At 57.6% G+C, this 16,275-nt stretch carries 15 protein-coding genes and 1 pseudogene; 11 read left to right on the top strand and 5 right to left on the bottom strand.

What is annotated here, in order from left to right; all coding sequences use genetic code 11:
- Window positions 1–113 precede the first annotated feature (113 nt).
- The 3 genes from ectA to NAT23_RS02335 all read left to right on the top strand — a co-directional run bounded on the left by ectA (window position 114) and on the right by NAT23_RS02335 (window position 2,519).
- Entirely contained in the window at window positions 114–689 is a 576-nt protein-coding gene (gene ectA / locus NAT23_RS02345; protein ID WP_251925121.1) for a diaminobutyrate acetyltransferase, read from the top strand.
- 73 nt (window positions 690–762) lie between these two features.
- Window positions 763–2,028: a diaminobutyrate--2-oxoglutarate transaminase gene (gene ectB, locus NAT23_RS02340; protein WP_251925119.1), complete on the top strand. Its 1,266-nt coding sequence runs from the start codon at window positions 763–765 to the stop codon at window positions 2,026–2,028.
- A 95-nt stretch (window positions 2,029–2,123) separates the two neighbouring features.
- Window positions 2,124–2,519, top strand: coding sequence for an ectoine synthase (locus NAT23_RS02335; protein ID WP_251590008.1), 396 nt, complete (start codon window positions 2,124–2,126; stop codon window positions 2,517–2,519).
- Between the two features lie 105 nt (window positions 2,520–2,624).
- Here NAT23_RS02335 and NAT23_RS02330 read toward each other — a convergent pair whose 3' ends face one another.
- A complete protein-coding gene (locus NAT23_RS02330; RefSeq protein ID WP_251925108.1) occupies window positions 2,625–3,173 on the bottom strand; it encodes a DUF1161 domain-containing protein in 549 nt (182 codons plus the stop codon).
- 393 nt (window positions 3,174–3,566) lie between these two features.
- Window positions 3,567–4,463: pseudogene (locus NAT23_RS02325) on the bottom strand (dicarboxylate/amino acid:cation symporter); the annotation flags it as partial.
- Between the two features lie 372 nt (window positions 4,464–4,835).
- On the opposite strand from NAT23_RS02325, the gene NAT23_RS02320 reads away from it, so the two are divergent.
- From NAT23_RS02320 to yidD, 6 genes are all read left to right on the top strand, one after another.
- Window positions 4,836–5,279, top strand: coding sequence for a transcriptional repressor (locus NAT23_RS02320; RefSeq protein ID WP_251925105.1), 444 nt, complete (start codon window positions 4,836–4,838; stop codon window positions 5,277–5,279).
- A 79-nt stretch (window positions 5,280–5,358) separates the two neighbouring features.
- The gene (locus tag NAT23_RS02315) at window positions 5,359–6,321 is read left to right on the top strand and encodes a metal ABC transporter solute-binding protein, Zn/Mn family (RefSeq protein ID WP_251925102.1); all 963 of its coding nucleotides are present in this window, start codon (window positions 5,359–5,361) and stop codon (window positions 6,319–6,321) included.
- A 3-nt stretch (window positions 6,322–6,324) separates the two neighbouring features.
- Window positions 6,325–7,053: a metal ABC transporter ATP-binding protein gene (locus NAT23_RS02310; protein WP_251925100.1), complete on the top strand. Its 729-nt coding sequence runs from the start codon at window positions 6,325–6,327 to the stop codon at window positions 7,051–7,053.
- A gap of 11 nt (window positions 7,054–7,064) precedes the next feature.
- A complete protein-coding gene (locus NAT23_RS02305) occupies window positions 7,065–7,886 on the top strand; it encodes a metal ABC transporter permease (protein WP_251925098.1) in 822 nt (273 codons plus the stop codon).
- Window positions 7,887–7,907: 21 nt separating this feature from the next.
- Window positions 7,908–8,366 carry a phosphoribosyl-AMP cyclohydrolase gene (gene hisI, locus NAT23_RS02300; protein WP_251925096.1) on the top strand — a complete coding sequence of 153 codons (459 nt, stop codon included), beginning with the start codon at window positions 7,908–7,910 and terminating at the stop codon, window positions 8,364–8,366.
- Entirely contained in the window at window positions 8,344–8,640 is a 297-nt protein-coding gene (gene yidD, locus NAT23_RS02295) for a membrane protein insertion efficiency factor YidD (RefSeq protein ID WP_251925094.1), read from the top strand. Before hisI ends, yidD begins: the two co-directional genes overlap by 23 nt.
- 9 nt (window positions 8,641–8,649) lie before the next feature.
- Here yidD and NAT23_RS02290 read toward each other — a convergent pair whose 3' ends face one another.
- On the bottom strand, window positions 8,650–9,060 hold the full coding sequence (locus NAT23_RS02290) for a SufE family protein (RefSeq protein ID WP_251925092.1): 411 nt from the start codon (window positions 9,058–9,060) through the stop codon (window positions 8,650–8,652).
- 70 nt (window positions 9,061–9,130) lie between these two features.
- The gene (locus tag NAT23_RS02285; protein WP_251925090.1) at window positions 9,131–10,288 is read right to left on the bottom strand and encodes a tyrosine-type recombinase/integrase; all 1,158 of its coding nucleotides are present in this window, start codon (window positions 10,286–10,288) and stop codon (window positions 9,131–9,133) included.
- 244 nt (window positions 10,289–10,532) lie between these two features.
- Between NAT23_RS02285 and NAT23_RS02280 the strand changes: the two genes are divergently transcribed.
- Window positions 10,533–11,495, top strand: a complete 963-nt coding sequence (locus NAT23_RS02280; RefSeq protein ID WP_251925088.1) for a DNA-binding protein — start codon at window positions 10,533–10,535, stop codon at window positions 11,493–11,495.
- A gap of 266 nt (window positions 11,496–11,761) precedes the next feature.
- Here the strand turns inward: NAT23_RS02280 and nfuA are convergent, their stop codons facing one another.
- Window positions 11,762–12,349 carry a Fe-S biogenesis protein NfuA gene (gene nfuA / locus NAT23_RS02275; RefSeq protein WP_251925086.1) on the bottom strand — a complete coding sequence of 196 codons (588 nt, stop codon included), beginning with the start codon at window positions 12,347–12,349 and terminating at the stop codon, window positions 11,762–11,764.
- Window positions 12,350–12,510: 161 nt separating this feature from the next.
- Here nfuA and metH point away from each other — a divergent pair, with 161 nt between their 5' ends.
- The gene (metH, locus tag NAT23_RS02270) at window positions 12,511–16,239 is read left to right on the top strand and encodes a methionine synthase (RefSeq protein ID WP_251925084.1); all 3,729 of its coding nucleotides are present in this window, start codon (window positions 12,511–12,513) and stop codon (window positions 16,237–16,239) included.
- Window positions 16,240–16,275 lie beyond the last annotated feature (36 nt).

Genomic DNA, 16,275 nt, shown 5'->3' with positions numbered 1-16,275 from the left:
ACAATGGATAATTTTATTTTATGGAAAAAAAGACATTCTATAAATAATATATTTGATAAGCCGATAACTCGTTGTTATGATTATCGCTTAACCCCTCATCTACGACGAATGGCATGGACACATCACAACAGACCTTTACCTCATCACGCGACCTGAATCGACAGGGCGGTGCGGAAACGATCATCGAAGGAAAAACCCCACTTCTCATACGCTCACCCGGAACCGATGACGGCTGGGCCATCTATGAATTGATCAAGTCCTGCCCGCCGCTGGATGTGAATTCAGCGTACGCATACCTCCTGTTGGCCACACAGTTTCGTGACACCTGCGCCGTGGCGACAACAGAAGACGGTGAAATCGTTGGGTTCGTGTCCGGCTACGTTAAAAGCAATGCCCCCGACACCTTCTTTCTATGGCAGGTTGCCGTAGGCGCCAAGGCCCGCGGCACAGGGCTTGCCCCGACACTGATCGAGACCGTGCTCAAGCGTCCGAGTCAGGAAGGCGTGCATCATCTGGAAACAACGATCACCCCCGACAATGACGCCTCGTGGGGGCTTTTCAAGAAGCTGGCCCGCCGCTGGCATGCTCCGCTTAACAGCCGCGAGTATTTCTCGGAAGAGCAGTTGGGGGGCGAGCACGACCCGGAAAATCTGGTGCGCATTGGGCCCTTCGCCCCAAGTGGCATCTGAGTCGTCCGTCACAGGAAGCATTTCGCATAGATCGATCTTATTTCGTGAATCACTTTCAGGAGCTTATATCGCTATGGATACACAGTATCTCGAAAATATCGAATCGAACGTTCGTACCTATTCTCGTTCATTCCCGGTCATTTTCGACAAGGCCCAAGGCGCCAGAATCTGGGACGCTGATGGCAATGAGTATCTGGATTTCCTGGCAGGAGCTGGCACCCTGAATTACGGTCATAACGAATCGGATCTCCAAAAGGCCTTGATCGACTATATTCAGTCCGGCGGTATCGTGCATGGGCTGGACATGTGGACCGATGCCAAATACCAGTTCTTCAAAACGGTCGAAGAGGTGCTGCTCAAACCGCGCGGCCTGGATTACAAGATTCAGCTGCCGGGGCCTACCGGCACCAACGCGGTCGAGGCGGCCATCCGGCTTGCACGCCACGCCACGGGCCGCAAGAACATCATCACGTTCACCAATGGCTTCCACGGTGTCACCATGGGCGCGCTTGCAACCACCGGGAACGCGAAATTCCGTCAGGCCGCCGAACTTCCGGCAATCGGTGCCCAGTTCATGCCTTATGACGGCTATCTGGGTGAGGGCGTGGACACGCTGGACTACCTCGAAAAGGCCCTGACCGATTCATCGAGCGGCCTGGACAAGCCCGCGGCGGTCTTTTTCGAGACAGTACAGGGCGAGGGCGGCATCAACGTGGCCTCGATCGAATGGATGCAGCGACTCGAGCACCTATGTAAAGCGCATGACATCCTGATGATTGTTGATGACATCCAGGCAGGCTGCGGTCGTACCGGCAAGTTCTTCAGCTTTGAGCACGCTGACATCAAGCCAGACATCATCACCAATTCAAAGTCGATCTCGGGCTTCGGCCTGCCGTTTGCCATGGTTCTGATGCGACGCGATCTGGATGTCTGGAAGGCCGGCGAATACAACGGCACCTTCCGTGGTTTCAACTTCGCCATGGTGACGGCGACGGCAGCGCTCAAGAAATACTGGTCAGACGACACCTTTGAAAAGGACATCCAGCGCAAGGGTGAAATCGTCAAGACGCGCTATCAGGAACTCGCCAGCCTGATCAGCGACCACGGGCATTCAGCCAGTGAACGTGGGCGTGGACTGATGCGAGGACTCGATGTGAAAACCGGTGAAATGGCCGACAAGATCACCAAGCGTGCGTTCAAGAAAGGGCTGATTATTGAAACCTGTGGTCACGACGGCAACGTCATTAAATGTCTGTGTTCGCTGACGATCACGGGGGATGAGCTCGAAAAGGCGCTCGATATTCTTGAAGACAGTGTCAAGGACGCCCTGGCTGCATAAACCGATAGCGTCGGCAATCGATAAACGCCAGCAACATGGTTGACGCTTTTTTCGACATCGACGGCGCTTGAGCGCCACGACCTGGAGGGTACTTCGTGATTGTTAGAAACCTGGAACAATGCCGCAATTCAGAACGGTTCGTTGAAGCGGAAAACGGCAACTGGGACAGCACACGCCTGATGCTTGCCGACGATAACTGTGGGTTTTCATTCAACATCACCCGAATTTATCCGGGGACCGAAACCCACATTCACTACAAGAATCACATTGAAGCCGTGTTTTGTTATGAAGGCGAGGGCGAGGTCGAAACCATTGCCGATGGCAAGAAATACACCATAAAGGCAGGCGACATGTACCTCTTGGATCAACACGATGAGCATTGGCTCAGAGGCAAGGAGCAGGGCATGACGGTCGCGTGCGTGTTCAATCCGCCGCTGACCGGTCGTGAAATTCACAGAGACGATGGCTCCTACGCCGCGCCCGACGCCTAGATCGGCTGTCTGCAAAAACCGGGCTTGAAATACTTCCGGAATAGAAAAGAAAACCCGCCGATTTGGCGGGTTTTCTTTTGTCGATCCACTGCATCCAACGACGGCTTATTTGAGATACCAGGGCGTGCCATCCTTGCCATCTTCGAAAATGTCCTTGTCTTTGGGCACACTGGACGTCGACGCCGTATTTTTATGCCGAGTCAGATCATCCGATCGTTGCCCGGCGTCTTCGGAAGGCGCGGCCTTGTAAGTGCCATGCTGACGAGCCGATGACTCGGAAGTATCGTCAGGCGCTGACGCCGAGGGTTCGGTCGTCGCCGGTGCGTTCGACGAGTGTGCATCCGGGCGTGATGCATCTTCCTTTTGCGCTTCGATGGCGCTTTCGGACTCGGGCCCATGTTCGGCCTGAGCTTTCGGGGCATGGCGTGTATAGAGGATACGAAGCCGGTTATTGCCGCAGCGTCCGACAATGGTGCCTTCTGCGTTTTCAGCCTGAGCGGCCGGAATGGCATGCAGACTGAACTGATTATAGGGCACGCCGTTCTCGTGAATCTTGCCGGCAATCATATCGATGGTCGTATCGCATGACGCGAAAACGGTATGTGCACTGAAACTCAATCCAACACATAGCGCCATTCGCATGAGGTAGCGCATGTTCATTTTCCTCCAGAAAATTCCTCTCGACCTTACCATGACCCGATTTCATTGCCACAGTTCACTGCCAGGCATTTGACCGAACCGCGCCAAACGCGCAGGTAACAAGCGATTCGGCACAGAACATGGCTGCCTGTTAACTTCGCATAATATATATTATGTTAAATTATATATTGAGAAGCATCTAACACATATCCGATTCTCTAGGTATCTACCTAGGCTGGTTGCTCCTCCAGATTCATGATCAGTGCGCCCTGCTCAACTCGCGCTGGATTCGTCAGTCAATCCAGTCCGACGGTTAATTCAGCTCAACGTGACTCTATTAACCGTTACGGTTCAAGTGGCGTCGTCACTAGTGCGTTTTTCCAGTGACGACGCCACAGTGCTCAAAACTTACGACGTCGAATTCGCCGTATAAGCCTCGTCGTCGGTTTGAGCTTCGGTGCGCGCGATGATCGCGCTTCCGGTCAAATCGCCGGTGACATTAAGCGCGGTACAACCCATGCCAACCAGCGCATCGATTGACGTCAAAAGCGCCACCGTCTCGATCGGCAAGCCAACTTGTGCAAAAACCGTGGCGATCATCACGATTCCAGCCCCCGGGACTCCGGCGGTGCCGATAGAGGTAAGCGTGCCGATCAGAACGATCTCGAGCATGCTGGTGAGATCAAGTGAAATGCCTGCCACGTTGGCTGCAAAAACCGCCGAGATTGCAATCCGAATCGCAGCGCCGTCCATGTTAACGGTTGCCCCAAGAGGCAGACTGAACGCGTAAAGGCTCCGTGGCAGCTTAAGGCGCTGCGCCGCGTTCAGCGTTAATGGCAGTACGCCGCTGCTGCTCTGGGTGGCGAACGCGGTTGCCATGGGCGTACGCGCCTCGCGAAAAAACGCCCCAAGTCGCACCCCGAACCCTTTCATCAGCAGGCAATAAAACACCAGATGCACGGCCAATGCCAAATAGAGCACCAGCACCATGTTGCCAAGGGAAAGAATCGTGCCAAATCCCTGCCTGGCGACCGTACCGGTCACAATGGCAAACACGCCAATGGGGACGACATGCAGCACCCCCGCCATCACCTTCATCGTTACCGCGTTCAGCCCCTCGATCACGGTATAAAGCTTTTCCGCAAGCACACTCTGGGTTGTTACGTTAGCTTCTTCAGTACGCGAAGCGCCGCTTTGGGTGGACGCCCCGGACTGGCGCAGCTTGAATAACGCGATGCCAAACACAAAGGCGGTAAAGATGATGCCCAGCAGATTGGGCTCAGCCAGAGGAGTCGAGATAGACTCGAACGAGTGACTTCATTTAAACGCCTTGATAAGTAAATGATGAGCGCGTCGTGGGCCACACATCGCTTGGCATGCGCCTGCGCCGCCACACAGTGAATGCGCGCATTATCGATGCGCGCCCCGGTCAACCGTCAATACCGGCTGGCGTATGGATCACCACCGTGCACATGAACAATTTGGCTCAAAGACGGTCAATGAACACCATGAACGCGTCAGGCAGCGCATCGCGGCAAACGATGAAGCCAGGGACGCCAGGGTTTCCGATTGGACATGAAGCCGACAACGTGCAGAGCATAGCGTGTGCTGACGGCATGAGAGATGTTATGTTATCACCCGTCGTTTTTCTTCCCGATCTACCGGTGGCTTTATTTAATGACTCATGCTCATTCATTGAAGGACATGCTGACCGCGGCCGAGCATCGCTGTGCGGACCAGGGCGTTCGTTTCACCGCGATCAGAAAGCGCGTATTTGAATTGATTGCAGGCTCGGATTCAGGCGTCAAGGCCTACGACATTCTCGATTTGCTTGCAAAGGAACATGCCTCGGCCCGACCGCCCACGGTGTACCGTGCGCTGGATTTTCTGCTGGAACTCGGGCTTATTCACCGCATCGAATCCCTGAACGCCTATGTGGCGTGCCCCTGCCCCGATCACAAGCGCGGGTTTCAGCTGATGATCTGCCAGGAATGCGGCAACGTCGAGGAACTTCACGACGAGCGCATGTCTGAACATCTTGATGGCGTCGCGTCCGAATACGGGTTTTCAATTCGGCGGCAGACCATTGAGCTGCTGGGTCTGTGTCGTCAATGCCACTGACGGCGCATTGTACTGACCGACAATGTTATAGTATAACATTTGCGCACGCATCGTCAGCCACTCTTACCGGATCGCCCGCATGAATGTTAAAGCCCTTGCCGTAAGCACTGCCCTTTTTGTTACGTCCTTGCCCGTCATGGCCGCACCGCTTCAGGTGTCGACCAGTATATTGCCCGAAAAATGGCTGATCGAGCAGCTCGGCGGCGATTCGGTCGAGGTTCAGACGCTGGTTGAGGAAGGCAAAGAGCCCGAGGACTTTTCCCCCTCACCTCGCCAACTCTCAACGCTTACACAGTCAACGCTTTACTTCGCTATCGGCGTCCCGTTCGAGAAGGCCTGGCTTGAGCGCTTCGAGCAGCGCGCGCCTGAGATGAAGGTTGTTCATCTCGATCAAGGCCTTAAAAAGCGCGCCATCGAAGCCCACGCCGAGCCTGCAAGCGGCGCTGATGCACATGGCGCTCATGACCACGAAAGCCACGGGCATGACGCGCATGAACATGCTCATCATGGCGATCATCAGACAGGCCACAGCCATCACGAGGGGCAACCGGACCCCCACGTCTGGCTTGACCCCGACAACATGGTCGTCATGGCACAAACCGCTGCGGATGCCCTGAGCGATGCCCTGCCCGACCAGGCTGAGGCCATCGAGGCGCGCGAACAGGCCCTGATCCAGAAGATCGAAAACACCACGGGCTCGATTGAGCGCGAGCTTGCGCCATACAAGGGGCAAAGCTTTATGGTCTACCACCCGGCGTTCGGGTATTTCGGCGACCGGTTCGGGCTCAACCAGCTTCCCATCGAGCTTAACGGCCGTGAGCCCACGCCTCAGGCACTCAACGCACTGATCAAGACCGCACACGACCAGAACATCCATACCATTTTCATTCAAAAGCAGTTCTCTACGCGCATTGCGTCACGGCTTGCCGATGAAATCGATGGCACGGTGGTCGCGATCGACCCGTTGAGCCCGGACTATCTGAGCAATCTCGAACACATTGCCGATGCCTTGACGCGCGGCTTTTCGAATCAAGACGGATAATCGATGAGCCAACCCGTTATCTCGCTCGACCAGGTCTCCTTTGCGTTTGGTACCGAGCATGTCCTGAAAAATGTCAGCCTCGATGTGCAGCCCCACGAATTTCTGGGGCTGATTGGCCCCAACGGCGGCGGTAAAAGCACACTGCTTCGACTGATTCTGGGCTTGCTGCCGCCACAGAGCGGCCAGGTACAGGTGCTTGGCACCTCGCCTCGAAAAGCGGCGAGCCAGCTTGGGTATGTGCCTCAGTTCGCTCGATTTGCCCGCGCCTTTCCGATCAGTGTTGAAGATGTCGTGTTGATGGGACGCTTGAAGCGCGGGCGCATGCTGCTGCCCTGGCGGCGGCGCGACCGCGACTCGATCACGCCCACGCTTAAGCGACTTGGCATCGATCACCTGCGCCATAAACCGGTGGATGCCCTGTCCGGCGGGCAGCTGCAACGGGTATTGATTGCCCGGGCACTTGCCGCAGAGCCCCGAATTCTCCTGCTCGATGAGCCGACGGCAAGCGTCGACCGGGATGGCGAAACAACGCTTTTCGAGTTGTTCAGCGAGCTCAAGCGTGAAATGACCGTCATGGTCATCTCGCACGATCTGGGCTTTATCAGTGACTACGTCGATCGGGTCGCGTGTCTCAATAAACAGCTGATCATGCATCCAACCGAGGCCGTGACAGCCGATACAATCAACCAGCTCTACGGTGAACAGGTACAAATGGTTCACCACCACCACTGATGGGTATCATCTTGGCTCTGCAAGATTTCTTCTACGCCCTCGCGCACCAGTCGTTTCTCTTGAACGCCCTGATCGTTGGACTGCTTGCGGCCGTCGCCGGCGGGCTTGTCGGGCCGTATGTCGTGGTCAAGCGTATCGGCTACCTTGGTGGCGGCATCGCGCACACCGTGCTTGCGGGCATGGGCATCGCCTACTTTCTTGGCGCCTCACCGATTCTTGGCGCCTTTATCTGCGCGATCATCGCCGCCTTGATCATCGGGGTCATCAGCCTTAATCAGGCCGATCACGAAGATACCCTCATCAGCGCGTTCTGGGCCGTTGGCATGGCCACCGGCGTCTTGTTCATCAGCCAGACACCCGGCTACGCAACCAACCTGACCAGCTATCTGTTCGGCAACCTTCTGCTGACACCGTCCGGGCTTGCGCCGCTTCTAGCGCTCGTCGTTGCAGTGATTGGTGCGCTTTTACTGTTTGTGCACAAGCCCTTGACCGCGGTCATTTTCGATGACGAATTCGCGCGCCTTCGCGGCGTGCCAACCAAGGCACTCTACCTGCTGCTGCTGTGTCTGGTTGCGATCACGGTGGTCATCTTGTTGCAGGCGGTTGGCTTGATCATGGTCATTGCCCTTCTGACCCTGCCCTCGGCGCTCGCCGGCCATCACGTCGGCTCGCTCGGCAAGATGATGCTGTTTGCCTCGATCGCCGGCGGCGCGTTCGTGTTCATCGGCATGGGCATTTCATGGGTGTCGGATCTGCCATCCGGGGCGACCATTGTTCTAGTCTGTGGCGTCAGCTATTTTTTCTCCCTGCTATTAAAACGTTTGCGCAGTTAATTACCACCTACAGGAAGTCAGATGCCCTCGTCTCTCGCGCTTTTTCGCGCGCTCGAAAAGTCCGCGCCCGGTACCAAAACCACTACCGATACGCTCTTGGACGCCATTCCCTGGAACGACGACGGCCTGATTCCGGCCATCGCTCAGCAATTTGATAGCCGGGAAGTACTGATGATGGCCTGGATGAACCGCGATGCGTTGACTGAAACGCTCGAGAAACACCGGGTGTGCTATTGGTCGCGCTCGCGTCAGCGCTTCTGGCGCAAGGGCGAGTCTTCCGGCCAGGTGCAGGTGCTCAAATCCGCTCATCTTGATTGCGACGGCGATACCCTTCTGCTGCTGGTCGATCAATTGGGACCGGCCTGCCACACCGGGCGCAAAAGCTGCTTTTATCATCAGCTTGATCGAACGGAGAGCACGATCACCACCGCGCCCGACGTCGATCCGGAGACCCTTTATGGCCAGCGAAAGGATCGCTGAACGCGCCTGGAGCACTGCAAAAATCGGGTTGGCCTGGGTCTTCAAGAAAGGGATCAGGGGCTATCAGCTTTTTATCAGCCCACTGACCGGGCCCAGCTGTCGGTTTTACCCCACCTGCTCGAGTTACGCGCTCGAGGCAATCTCGCAGTATGGGCCGTTCAAGGGCGGCTGGATGGCCTTGAAGCGGCTGTCAAAATGCCACCCCTGGCATGAGGGCGGCATCGATCCGGTGCCGCCCCCAAGCGGTGAGCGCGATAGCACTCACCGGCACTGAACGCCTGGGTTATTGGTGCACGCGCGCACTTTGGTAGATGTGGTCAAGCATCGCATGCAGGCCATTGCTGCGCGTGGGAGACAGGTGTTTATCCAATCCGAGCGCCTGCAGGAATTCCGTTGAGGTTGTCATGATTTCAGCCGGCGTTCGATCGTTGTAGATCCGCATCAATACCGCGATCAGGCCGGAAACGATAGCGGCGTCGGAGGTGGCCTGAAAATGCAGCCGCCCTTCTTCCAGCTGCTCGTGAATCCAGACCTGGGATTGGCAGCCCTCGATTCGAGTGTCGCTTGTTTTAAGCGCGTCGGGAAATTCGGGCAGCGCCTTGCCCATGTCGATCAGATACTGGTATCGATCCATCCAGTTGTCGAAAATCTCGAACTCATCGATAAGTTCCTGCTGCGCATCACTCGTACTCATGACATCTCCTTGGTCGCGTAACGAGCATTATAACGGGCGTTGGCAAACTCGACGAGCGTGTCACTCGGAATCACGGTGCGTCCGTTGCCAGACCATGGCGGCTCTGCTGCTGCTGCCACTCATCGCTCTCGGCGTGGAGATAGCGCGCCGTGGTTTCAAGACGCGCGTGGCGCGCGTTCAGAGCGAGGTATCTAAGCTCGATGCCGGCCTGCGCCTGATGCGTCAGCGACGTATGGCGCAACCAGTGTGGTGTGGCGGCTCGAAGCCGCTGTACGAGGCGCTGCTCATCTGAGGTTGATGCGTCGAGTTCATCGGCAAGGGCTGCGTAGGTCTGCTTGAATAATCGGTAGAGCTGATTGTCACTGAGCCCTCGCTTGCCATCCAGTGCGCGCAGCACCGGCGCATCCTCCATCGGGCCAGGTTCCGGCGGCAATTCAAGTGCTTCACGCCACTGCCCAAGTAGCGCCATCATATCGGCGGGGACCGGCAGGCGTGCCCACTTATCGCCCTTTCCCACCACCTGCCACCACCACTGCCCTTCATGCAGAAAAAAATCGTTCATGCGTGCTTGGCTCATCTCGCTGATGCGCGGCGCCAACAGGTAGGCAAACCCGAACATGAACCGCAGGCGCTGCGCCTCGAAGCGCTCGCGTGAAGCGCCTTGCTCTGCGTGCGGCCGGTTCAGCCGCGCCCAAATCTGAGCCCACTGATCGCGTTCGAAGTAACGCTCCACCGGGCGCGCGCTGTTGTTGAATCGGCGCGCTCGGTCTCGAATCAATGAAAACGGATTGTGGCGAACCCAGCCGCCCTGCTGAAGCCAGCTCATCAAGCTTTGTAGGATCACCAGCGCCTGACGCCGGCTCGCAGGCGATAACCCACCTCGAAACGGGCGCCACGTTGGATGATGACGCGGGCGAGTCGGCCCAACCCACACCGAGGCCGGCTGCGGATCTTCCAGAAATCGATCGAACGCATCGATGTGCGACCGCTTGAGGCTATTAAGTGTCAGCGCCTGCGCTTCAAGCCACAGCACAAAGCGCTCGGCCTCCTTGCGATAATGACGCAGGGTTTTCGGGCTTTGGCGGTACTCGAGCAGCCACTGAAGCACGGCTTCCCGGTCGTTGTTGGCCTCGACAAGCCCTGACTCCTCCGTACCGGCACCCCTTTCGCCAGCCATCAGCGCCTGCTCGTTACTCACCTCAAGCGGTGCAAAGGTCTTATCGCCCACGCCCTCTCCTCTAACGCGCTCTTTCAGGGCGCTTTTGCCCCGCTTTATCTCTGAGACCCACACTACGCCACTTAGCCCAATAAACTCAAGATAAGACGCGTAATCTTGAATTTTAATTGCACTTCGTAGTGTATTTTACGTATTACGTAATACGTAATAACCTTTATTTTACGACAAACCTCGGCTATTCTCGGCGTATAAAGCAGGCATAAATGACAACGCAGGGATCAGGGAGTTACTCACCATGGCTCGAGCAGGGATCAGCTATGACGATGTGCAGCGCGCCATTGAGGCACTGCTGCAACGCGGCGAGTCGCCAAGCGTTCAGCGAATTCGTGAAACGCTTGGCACCGGGAGCTTCACCACCATCAGTGACCACCTTCGGGAGTGGCGGACACGGCGCACCGAAAACCGGGATCAGCCGCTGCCCCAGTCACCGCCCGACCGCCTTCAAGAAGCCCTTAACGGGCTGTGGCAACAGGCACAGGAAGAGGCGTTCGAGGCGTTGGCGCTCTATCGAAAGCAGGCCGATGAACGCATTGAAGAGGCCCACACTGACGCAGGCCAGGCCAAGCGGATGACCGAAGACGCGCAGCAACGTCTCAGTGCACTCGGCGAGCGCTTCGATCAGATACAGGCGCGGCTTGAAGAAAAGACCACGGCACTCGCCCACCGCGATCATGAGTTGGCTCAGGCGCGCAAGCACATTGATGACCTGCAGGCGCGCCTAGATACGCGCGATGAGCAGATCGAGGCCTTGAGCAAGGAGCGGGCTCAGCAGGAGGAAGATCACCAGCACGTTGTTGCCCAGATGGAAGAGACGCGCAAGAAACAGCTCGCGCAGGAAGAAAGCCGTCACGAGACGGCGGAGAATCGCTTGATGCAACTGCTCGACGCTGCTCGCCAGGAAAAAACGGACATCGAGAAACAGACGCGTCGCAAGACGGATCAACTCGAGGAGCGCATCGACCGGCTCAATCAGCAGCTCGAAGCCATGCGCCAGAACGCCCAGGATGAGGAGCGCAAGGCACGCGAGGCGGAATGGAAAACTCAGCAGGCTCAGCAGACCCTTCGTGAAACCAGCGAGCGCGAACAGCGCCAGACTAAGCTGCTCGATGAAAAGGAGCGGGAAAACGCCCGTATCAAGACCGAACTCCGCGTTCTGCAGGAGCGCCTTTCACGGGCGACGCTACCGCCTTATATCTAGACCCGGGCCTCATATCTAGACCAGAAGCTCACACGGCGGGGGATGCCGATGCTGGATACAAAAATGCCCCGCGGGTCTGCAGTCCGTGTCGGTACAATTCCGGGTGGAGGCAGCCAGCGAGGCGTACTGGATTATACACCGAACCAAACGCCCGCTGCAAAACAGGTAATGTGAGCACAAAAAAAGCGCCTCAAGGGCGCTTTTTTTAATTCAGCCGAACCGCACCTGCGGCTCAGGCATCACCAACTAATAGTAGTAATTACTAATTAATAGTAGGCATTGGTGGTGTCGGAGTGGTCGGTCACATCGCGTACGGCAGTAATTTCGGGAATGCGCTCGATAATGGTGCGCTCGACCCCCTGCTTGAGCGTGACATCGACCGCGGCGCAGCCCTGGCACCCACCGCCGAACTGCAGAACAGCCACATTATCCTCGGTCAGCTGAATCAGCTTGACTTCACCGCCGTGCGCGGCAAGCCCCGGATTGATTTCGCTGTAGAGGATGTAGTTGATGCGATCTTCCATCGGGCTGTCGGCGCTGACCTTCGGCATCTTGGCGTTGGGCGCCTTGATCGTCAGCTGGCCGCCCATGCGGTCCTTGTTGAAATCAACGACCGCTTCTTCGAGAAACGCCTCGCTGTGCTTTTCCAGAAGCACGGTGATCTTTTCGAGCTCGAGCTTGATGTCAGTCGGCTCTTCCTCGCCCGGACGGCAGTACGCCAGGCAGGTTTCGGCGTACGGTGTACCGGGTTGCGTGATGAAAACGCGGACGCTGATGCCTTCGACGTCCTGCTTGGACAAAAGCTCGGACAGGTACTCCTGCGCGTTATCGGTAAATTCGATGCTATCGCTCATGAATATCCCCTGGATACAATGCGGAAATTGGCTTTATGGTACGCCATGATCCGCATCAGGGACAATTCCCGAGTATTTTGATCGGGTAATTTTCACCGCCGCAGGCAAGGCCGGGTCTGATACTCTACCCCGCGCCGGCCCTGGCCGATCATCCAGTAATAATGAATCCTATAGATCCTGGAGTCTCACCGTTGACGACTAGCACCTCTTCCCGTGACCTGACACGTGCGCTTGAAGACCGCATCCTGATACTCGATGGCGGCATGGGCACCATGATTCAGGGCTACGCGTTTCAGGAGGCGGATTTTCGAGGAGACCGCTTCGAAGACTGGGCCACCGACCTTCAGGGCAATAACGACCTGCTCACCCTGTCCAAGCGCGACGACATCAAGCACTTGCACCGTTTGTACCTGGAAGCCGGCGCTGACATTGTCGAAACCAACACCTTCAACAGCACCCGGCTGTCTCAGTCCGACTACGCGATGGAATCGCTGGTGGTCGAGCTCAACTACGAGGCCGCAAGACTCGCTCGCGAGGTATGTGACGAGGTTGCCGTGGAAACCGGTGTGCCGCGCTATGTGGCAGGTGTTCTAGGCCCGACAAGCCGTACCGCGTCACTCTCACCGGACGTCAACGACCCGGCCAAGCGCAACGTTACCTTCGATGAGCTTTACGAAAATTACCTCGAGGCCGCCGAGGCGCTGATCGACGGCGGCTCTGACCTGATCCTGATCGAGACCATCTTCGATACCCTGAACGCCAAGGCTGCAATCTACGCCCTCGAGGTGCTGTTCGAGCGCCTGGGGTACCGGGTGCCGATCATGATTTCAGGCACCATCACCGATGCCTCGGGGCGCACACTTTCAGGTCAGACCACGGAAGCCTTCTGGAACTCGGTGCGCCACGCCAACCCGATCTCGATTGGCCTCAACTGCGCGCTCGGCGCCGAAGACCTGCGCCCCTACCTTGAAGAACTCTCGACCAAGGCCGACACTTTCGTAAGCGTGCACCCCAATGCAGGCCTGCCCAACGAATTTGGCGAGTACGATCAGTCGCCCGAAGAAATGGCCGAGATCGTGCGCTCGTTCGGCGAGAGCGGGCTGGTCAACATCATGGGCGGCTGCTGCGGCACCACGCCCGGGCATATCCGCGCCATTGCCAACGCCATGGCGGGCCTCGCCCCCCGTAAGCGGCCAACACCGCCGCCGGCCTGCCGCCTTTCCGGGCTCGAGCCGTTCAACATTCAGGCCGACAGCCTGTTCGTCAACGTTGGCGAGCGCACCAACGTTACCGGCTCGGCCAAGTTCAAGCGCCTGATCAAGGAAGAGGATTACACCACGGCGCTTGAAGTCGCGCTCGAGCAGGTCGAAAACGGCGCGCAGGTGATCGACGTCAACATGGACGAAGGCATGTTGGAGTCGCAGGAAGCGATGGTGCGCTTTCTGAACCTGATCGCCTCGGAGCCTGACATCTCTCGCGTGCCGATCATGATCGACTCCTCCAAGTGGGACATCATCGAGGCCGGCCTCAAATGCGTTCAGGGCAAGGCGGTGGTCAACTCGATTTCACTGAAGGAAGGCGAAGCGCAGTTTCGCGAGCAGGCGCTCAAATGCCGCCGCTATGGCGCCGCCATCATCGTGATGGCCTTCGATGAAGACGGCCAGGCCGACACCTTCAAGCGCAAGACCGAAATCTGCGAGCGCGCCTACCGCCTGTTGGTCGATGACATCGGCTTTCCCGCCGAAGACATCATCTTCGACCCCAACATCTTCGCAATCGCCACCGGTATCGATGAGCACAACAACTACGCGGTCGATTTCATCGAGACCTGCCGCTGGATCAAGGACAACCTGCCCGGTGCGATGATCTCCGGCGGCGTTTCCAACGTCTCGTTCTCGTTTCGCGGCAACAACCCGGTGCGCGAGGCGATTCACTCGGTCTTTCTTTACTACGCGATCAAGTCTGGCCTCACCATGGGCATCGTCAACGCAGGCCAGCTTGCGGTCTACGACGACCTGCCGGCAGAGCTCAAGGACGCCGTCGAGGACGTGGTGCTCAACAAGCGCGATGACAGCACCGAACGCCTGCTCGACATTGCCGAGAAGTACCGGGGCGACGGCTCGAGTGGCCCCAAGAAGGAAGACCTGGAGTGGCGAAGCTGGCCGGTTGAAAAACGGATCGAGCACGCACTGGTCAAGGGCATCACCGCCTACATCGAAGACGACACCGAACTTGCCCGACAAAATGCGCCCCGTCCGATCGAGGTGATCGAAGGCCCGCTGATGAACGGCATGAACGTGGTCGGTGATCTGTTCGGCGACGGCAAGATGTTCCTGCCGCAGGTGGTCAAGTCGGCGCGCGTCATGAAACAGGCGGTAGCGTATCTGATCCCCTACATCGAGGCGGAAAAGGACGGCGCGGACGAAAGCAAGGGCCGCATCATCATGGCGACGGTAAAGGGTGATGTGCACGACATCGGCAAGAACATCGTCGGCGTGGTACTTCAGTGCAACAACTACGAGGTCATCGATCTCGGCGTGATGGTGCCGTGCGAGAAGATTCTGGCTGCGGCCAAGGAGCATAACGCCGACATTATCGGGCTTTCGGGGCTGATCACGCCCTCGCTCGATGAAATGGTGCATGTAGCGAAGGAGATGACTCGTCAGGGCTTCACCCTGCCGCTTTTGATTGGCGGTGCGACCACGTCGAAAGCGCATACCGCGGTCAAGATCGAGCCGAATTACGCAGAGCCCGTCATCTACGTAAGTGACGCCTCGCGCGCCGTCGGTGTGGCCGGAAAACTCCTGTCACCGCAGCTCAAGCCCGACTACGTGGCAGGCATTCGCGCCGAGTACGAGAAAGTGCGTGAACGCAACAGCAAGCGCCGCCCCAAGGGCTCCGACATCAGTTATGAAACCGCGCGCCAGAAACGCTTCAGCCCGAACTGGGGTATCTATACCCCGCCCGAACCTGCCGTCAAAGGGCTGATGACGTTTGATGATTACGATCTGAACGAGCTGGTGGAGCGCATCGACTGGACGCCGTTTTTCATGAGCTGGCAGCTGGTGGGCAAGTATCCCAAGATCTTCGACGACGCCGTGGTCGGCGAGGCGGCGCGTAACCTGTTTGATGACGCGCAGACCATGCTCAAGAAGCTGATCGAGGAGAAACACCTCGAAGCGCGCGGCGTGATCGGTTTCTGGCCGGCCAATACCGTTGATGACGACGTCATCGAAATCTACAGCGACGATGCCCGCACTCAGGTCATCGAGCGGCTGACCCATGTGCGCCAGCAAAACAGCAAGAACCCCAACGGCCTGTGCTACAGCCTTGCGGACTTCATTGCCCCCAAGGACAGCGGCAAATCCGACTGGCTCGGCGGCTTCGCCGTCACCACCGGCCACGGCGCCGACGAACTTGCCAAGCGCTATGAAGACGCAGGCGATGATTACAACTCGATCATGGTCAAGGCGCTTGCCGACCGACTGGCCGAGGCCTTCGCCGAGCGGCTTCACGAGCGAGTGCGCAAGGAATTCTGGGGCTACGTGCCTGATGAAGCCCTCGACAATCAGGCTCTGATCGGCGAGAAATACCAGGGCATTCGCCCGGCCCCCGGCTACCCGGCCTGCCCCGACCACACCGAGAAAACGGCGCTGTTTTCGTTGCTGGAAGCGCCCGAGCGTACCGGCATGACACTTACCGAAAATTTCGCGATGTGGCCGGCCGCTGCGGTGTCCGGATGGTATTTCTCTCACCCCGAGTCCCGCTACTTCTCGACCGGCAAGATCGGCCGGGATCAGGTCGAGGCCTTGAGTGAGCGCAAGCAGATGCCGATAACCGAACTTGAACGCTGGCTTTCGCCCGTTCTGACCTACGACCCGGACGCCTGACGCCGAGTGTCAGCGCCTGACGTATCCGATTTAGTG

The organism is Larsenimonas salina (assembly GCF_023736155.1).
GTDB lineage: Bacteria > Pseudomonadota > Gammaproteobacteria > Pseudomonadales > Halomonadaceae > Larsenimonas > Larsenimonas salina.
This window is presented reverse-complemented; position numbering and strand designations above follow the sequence as displayed.